Below are 5,543 nucleotides of genomic sequence, written 5' to 3'. Positions count from 1 at the left end.
GAACCCTCTTCCGAAAACATGCTGGGCGATGTCATCAAAAATGGCCGGCGCGGCTCGCTGAATGGACGTCTGACCGTGCAGGGTATACAGGGTCATGTAGCCTACCCCGACAAGGCCGATAATCCCATCCATCGCGCTTTTCGCCCACTCGCGGATCTCGTGGATCAGACTTGGGATGCGGGGAATGGTTTTTTCCCGCCCACCCGTCTGCAGTTCTCCAATATCCATGCGGGTACCGGGGCTAACAATGTCATTCCCGGCCAGTTGCAGGCGGATTTTAATTTCCGTTTTTCCACGGAGTCCACGCCGGAATCTTTGCAGGCGGGGGTCCACAAAATTCTTGACGCCTCCGCCATGCGCTATGCCATTGACTGGCAGTTGTCCGGTCCGCCCTTCTTTACTGCACCGGGTCCCCTGGTAGCCGCCACTCAAAAGGCCTTACAAGCCGTAGAACAGCACGAGGCCCGGCTTTCTACCGGCGGCGGCACCTCGGACGGACGCTTCATCGCCCAGTTGGGCGGGCAAGTCGTGGAACTCGGACCCATCAATGCCACCATCCACAAGATCAACGAGTGCGTCGCCGTTGCCGATCTGGAGCATCTGTCCCAGATCTATACGGAGATCATGGTGCATCTGCTGGGGGCGGCGGATGGCCACTAGGCGCGTACGGCATATCGTCTACGCGCTGGCAGACATGGGGACTCTGGCACTGAGCGAAGGAACCGCATAATGTCACAACGTATATGGCCCAATTTCTATATCGTTGGTGCGGTAAAGAGCGGCACGACTTCGCTCTATGCCTACTTGCGGCAACATCCCCAGGTTTTTTTGCCGACGATGAAAGAACCGCATTTCTTTACCCGGCCCCATCCGTCTCCCGAACAGACCCATCTGATTCAGTACGTAGCCAACGTCGAGCAATATCAGCATCTCTACCGGGGTGCCAATCAGTTTCCCCGTATCGGGGATGCCAGTCCTTCTTATCTCTGGTGTGAAGAGGCCCCGGAGCGTATCCATGCCGTGCAGCCCGACGCACGCATCATTATCATCCTGCGCGACCCGGTACAACGGGCCTATGCGCAATACCTCATGGATTTCAATGAAGGGGTCCTCGACCTGCCGTTCATGGAGGCATTACAGCGGGACTGGACCCGTTCTGACAAAGGCTGGGGCATCTCCCAACTCTATGTGGAACTCGGGCGCTATACGGCGCAGATCATCCGTTATCAGCAGCGTTTTGGTGCCGATCATGTGCATGTTTGCCTCCTGGAAGATCTCAAAAAAACCCCGCTGGCGGTGCTGGAAGGCATTGCCGATTTTCTGGACATTGATCGTGCGGCCATGCGCGCCATTGATTTGGAAACGGCCCACAACGCGCACCGTCTGCCGCGCGGGAACTGGGCCCGGCGCCTTGCCAGCGGACGTATGAGCCGTTTTATCGGCGAGCATCTTTTCCCCCATAGCTGGGGCGAATATATCTGGCGTCACATTTTCCTGCGCGAAGGCCGTAAGCCGCCCATGGACAGCGCCGCGCGCCGTTTTCTGCAGGAACTTTATGCCCCGGAAATCGAGCGCCTGGAACATTTGCTGGGTCGGCCGCTGCCAGATTTGCGGGTATCGTGGAAGGCCTTCGAGGCGATAAAAGATACCAAGCCGTCCGCTCTGCCCCAGAAGCCATCCGGCAATATCTGAGCCCTCGCTCAGGTGCCGCCAAGGCTTGCCGGACCCCGACGCGTCTACTATGTTTAACGGAGAGATGGCAATCGGATTTACAGTAGAGGAGAGGGTCATGTCTGGGCGTTATATCCGTTTTTTCAAAGACATCCGCATAGAAGACGTGCCTCTGGTAGGCGGAAAAAATGCCTCCTTGGGGGAAATGTACCGGGAACTGAGTCCACAGGGCGTGAAGGTCCCCAATGGTTTTGCCATCACCGGTGCGGCCTATCGTTACCTGCTGGATCAGGCTGGCGCCTGGCCGGCGCTGCATGATGCGCTGGACGGGTTAGACCCGACCGACGTCACCGATCTGGCCAGGCGCGGCGCGCGGGCACGCGAAATCGTCTACAGCGCCCCGCTGCCGGCGGATTTACAAGCCGAGGTACTGGCGGGCTATGCCGAACTGCGTAAGGAATATGGCGAAGCACTGTCGGTAGCGGTGCGTTCCTCAGCGACCGCCGAAGACTTGCCCACCGCCAGTTTCGCCGGTCAGCAGGATACCTACCTCAACATTTCCGGCGAAGCCGCCCTGCTGGACGCCTGCCGCCGATGTTTTGCCAGCCTGTTTACCGACCGTGCCATTCACTATCGGGTTGATCAGGGCTTTGATCATTTCAAGGTCGCCCTGTCCATCGGTGTCATGAAGATGGTGCGGTCGGACAAGGCGACCAGCGGCGTGATGTTTTCGCTGGATACCGAGACGGGCTTTCGCGACGTGGTCTTCATCACCGCATCCTGGGGGCTGGGTGAGAATGTGGTGCAGGGTGCCGTGGACCCCGACGAATTCTACGTCTTCAAGCCCGCGTTTCTGCGTGGCAAAAGGGCGGTTTTGCGGCGGGTATTGGGCAGCAAGAAAATCAAGATGATCTATACCGAAGGGGATACCCGGCACAGCACCCGCAATGTCGCCACCCACCGCCATGAACAGGACAGCTTCTGCCTCAGCGATGCGGACGTGCTGACTCTCGCCGATTACGCCATCAAGGTCGAACAGCATTACAGCCGGAAAATGCAGGAAAGCCGGCCCATGGACATGGAGTGGGCAAAAGATGGCACCGACGGCCAGCTTTACATGGTCCAGGCGCGGCCGGAAACCGTGGCCTCGCAGAAAAAGGGACAGGTGCTCGAAGAGTACATCCTTGACGGTCAGGGCACCGTACTGGTGCAGGGACGCGCCGTCGGCAGCAAGATCGCATCCGGCCCGGTACATATCATCCGGGATGTGAAACACCTGGCGGCGTTCAGGCCCGGCGAGATTCTGGTGGCGGATACCACTACCCCGGACTGGGAGCCCATCATGAAAGAGGCTGCCGCCATCGTCACCAATCGCGGCGGACGCACCTGCCATGCCGCCATTATCGCCCGGGAACTGGGCATCCCTGCCGTCGTCGGCAGCGATCACGCGACCACCACGTTAAAGGATGGCGACAGTGTGACCATATCCTGCGCCAGTGGCGATATCGGCAATGTCTACGCGGGTGCGCTGCCCTTCACGGTCCGCCATACCGATTTGGCCACCCTGCCCCGTCCGCAGACGCAGATCATGATCAACCTCGGCAATCCGGAAATCGCTTTTCAGACGTGCATGTTACCCAACGATGGCATCGGCCTGGCGCGGATGGAGTTCATTATCAACAGCGCCATCAAGGCCCATCCCATGGCGCTGCTGCATCCGGAAAAGGTCGCGGATGCCCCTGAGCGCAACGCACTGGCGGCACTGACCCAGGGCTACGCCCAGCCCGCCGATTTCTTTGTGGAACGCTTGTCGGAAGGCATCGGGACTATCGCTGCCGCCTTCTATCCGAAGCCGGTGGTCGTACGAATGTCCGACTTCAAAACCAACGAATATGCCGCACTGTTGGGGGGGCGCTGGTTTGAGCCGGAAGAGGATAACCCGATGCTCGGCTTCCGCGGTGCCTCGCGCTACGCACACCCAGCCTATACCGAGGGGTTTCGTCTGGAGTGTCTGGCCATGAAACGGGTCCGCGAAGAGATGGGGCTGGATAATGTCATCCTCATGCTGCCCTTTGTACGCCGGGTGAAAGAAGCGGACGACGTGCTGGCGAAGATGGCGGAGTTCGGCCTGCGCCGTGGCGAAAATGGCTTGCAGGTCTATGCCATGTGCGAAATTCCCAATAATGTCATCCTGATCGATCAGTTCGCCAAGCGCTTTGACGGTTTTTCCATTGGCAGCAATGACCTGACCCAGCTCACCCTGGGCGTCGACCGCGACTCGGCCATCGTCGCTTTCGACTATGATGAACGGGACGATGGGGTCAAGGAGATGATCCGCCTCGCGGTGGAGGGCTGCGCCCGTAACGGCATCCACTCCGGGCTTTGTGGACAGGCCCCTTCGGACTATCCGGAGATGGCCGAGTTTCTGGTGCAAATCGGCATTCAGTCCATGAGCCTGAATCCGGATACGGTACTGGCGACGACCTTGCATGTGCTCGACGTGGAAAAAAAGCGGAGCGGAGGGGCATGAAGGTCAACCCGGTATTACTGGTGATTTTTGACGGCTTCGGTCTCAATCCCAATCGCGCTTTTAATGGCTGGGCACAGGCGCACACGCCGCATCTCGATCACTACTTTGCCAGTTTCCCCCATACCGCCCTGCAGGCTTCGGGGCGGGCGGTGGGCCTGCCGGACGGACAATTCGGCAATTCGGAGGTGGGTCACCTCACCCTGGGCTCGGGGCGGATTCTCCTACAGGATCTGGTGCGCATTTCCGATAGCCTGGCGGACGGCAGTTTTGCGCGAATTCCGGCCTGGCAGGACATGCTCAGAAACGCCAAACGCCTGCATCTGGTGGGCATGGTCTCCGATGGTGGCGTGCACTCCCATATCGAGCATTTGCTAGGTATCCTGCCGCTGGTGGTGGCGGCGGGTGTAGAGCCGATAATACACATGATTACCGACGGCCGTGACACGGCGCCGCAGTGCGCCGACCTTTACGCCCGCCAGGTGGAGGAAACCCTGCACCGGCTGGGGAAGGGCCGCATTGCCACCGTCTGCGGGCGCTATACGGCCATGGACCGGGCCGGATATTGGGACAGGACGGAAAAGGCCTGGGCCGCTCTGCTGCGCGGGGAAGGATTCACTGCGGACAGTGCTGAAGCCGCCATCCACAGTGCCTGGAAGCGCGGTGAGGGGGATGAGTTCATTCCGCCCACCATCATCGGCGAACCGCAGCAGAACCGCATAGCCGCCGATGAGCCGATCTTCTTCTTTAACTTCCGTTCGGATCGCATGCGTCAGTTGAGTGCGGCCGTCGCCATGCCCGACTTCAAACACTTCGACCGGCAGGGCGAGGCCGCCAGACGTGCCCTGTGCATGACCTCCTACAACGACGAGTATCCCTTTCCAGTCCTTTTTCCCCCCGCAATTCCCGACAGGGTCCTGGCCGAAGTGGTCAGCGACGCCGGTCTGAAGCAGTTCCACTGCGCCGAGACCGAGAAATACGCCCACGTGACCTATTTTTTTAATGGCGGGCGGGAAGACCCCTTTCCGGGGGAAGATCGCGAGATCATCCCCTCACCGCAGGTCGCGACCTATGACCTGCAGCCGGAAATGAGCGCGCCTCAGGTGGCGGACCGGATTATCGCGGCACTGGAGAGTGGTGACTACGCTTTTGTACTGGTGAACTTTGCCAATGGCGATATGGTTGGTCATACCGCCAAAATCCCCGCCATCCTGCGCGCGGTAGAGACCCTCGACCTGCAGTTTCACCGGGTGCTGCAAGTAGCGCAGCGGCAGGGCTTCAAAATGATTCTCACCGCCGATCACGGAAACTGTGATGAGATGGTGGACCCGGTCACCGGCGAGCC

General features: G+C 59.6%; 4 protein-coding genes. All 4 read left to right on the top strand.

Annotated elements, in window-relative coordinates; genetic code table 11:
- Nucleotides 1-660: succinyl-diaminopimelate desuccinylase (gene dapE / locus AC2VNK_RS02145; RefSeq protein WP_486882643.1), on the top strand; the 660-nt coding region annotated here is incomplete at its 5' end.
- A 69-nt stretch (nt 661-729) separates the two neighbouring features.
- Nucleotides 730-1,692 (top strand): sulfotransferase family protein, encoded by a 963-nt coding sequence (locus AC2VNK_RS02140; RefSeq protein WP_486882642.1) that lies wholly within the window; start codon nt 730-732, stop codon nt 1,690-1,692.
- Nucleotides 1,693-1,789: 97 nt separating this feature from the next.
- Nucleotides 1,790-4,201 carry a phosphoenolpyruvate synthase gene (gene ppsA, locus AC2VNK_RS02135; protein ID WP_486882641.1) on the top strand — a complete coding sequence of 804 codons (2,412 nt, stop codon included), beginning with the start codon at nt 1,790-1,792 and terminating at the stop codon, nt 4,199-4,201.
- A partial coding sequence (gene gpmI, locus AC2VNK_RS02130) for a 2,3-bisphosphoglycerate-independent phosphoglycerate mutase (RefSeq protein ID WP_486882640.1) occupies nt 4,198-5,543 on the top strand: 1,346 nt, incomplete at its 3' end. The genes ppsA and gpmI, both read left to right, overlap by 4 nt.

It is taken from the genome of Acidithiobacillus sp. TH-A35 (genome assembly GCF_057473505.1).
Note: the sequence above shows the minus strand (reverse complement) of the source record. Positions and strands in the feature narration are given on the sequence as shown.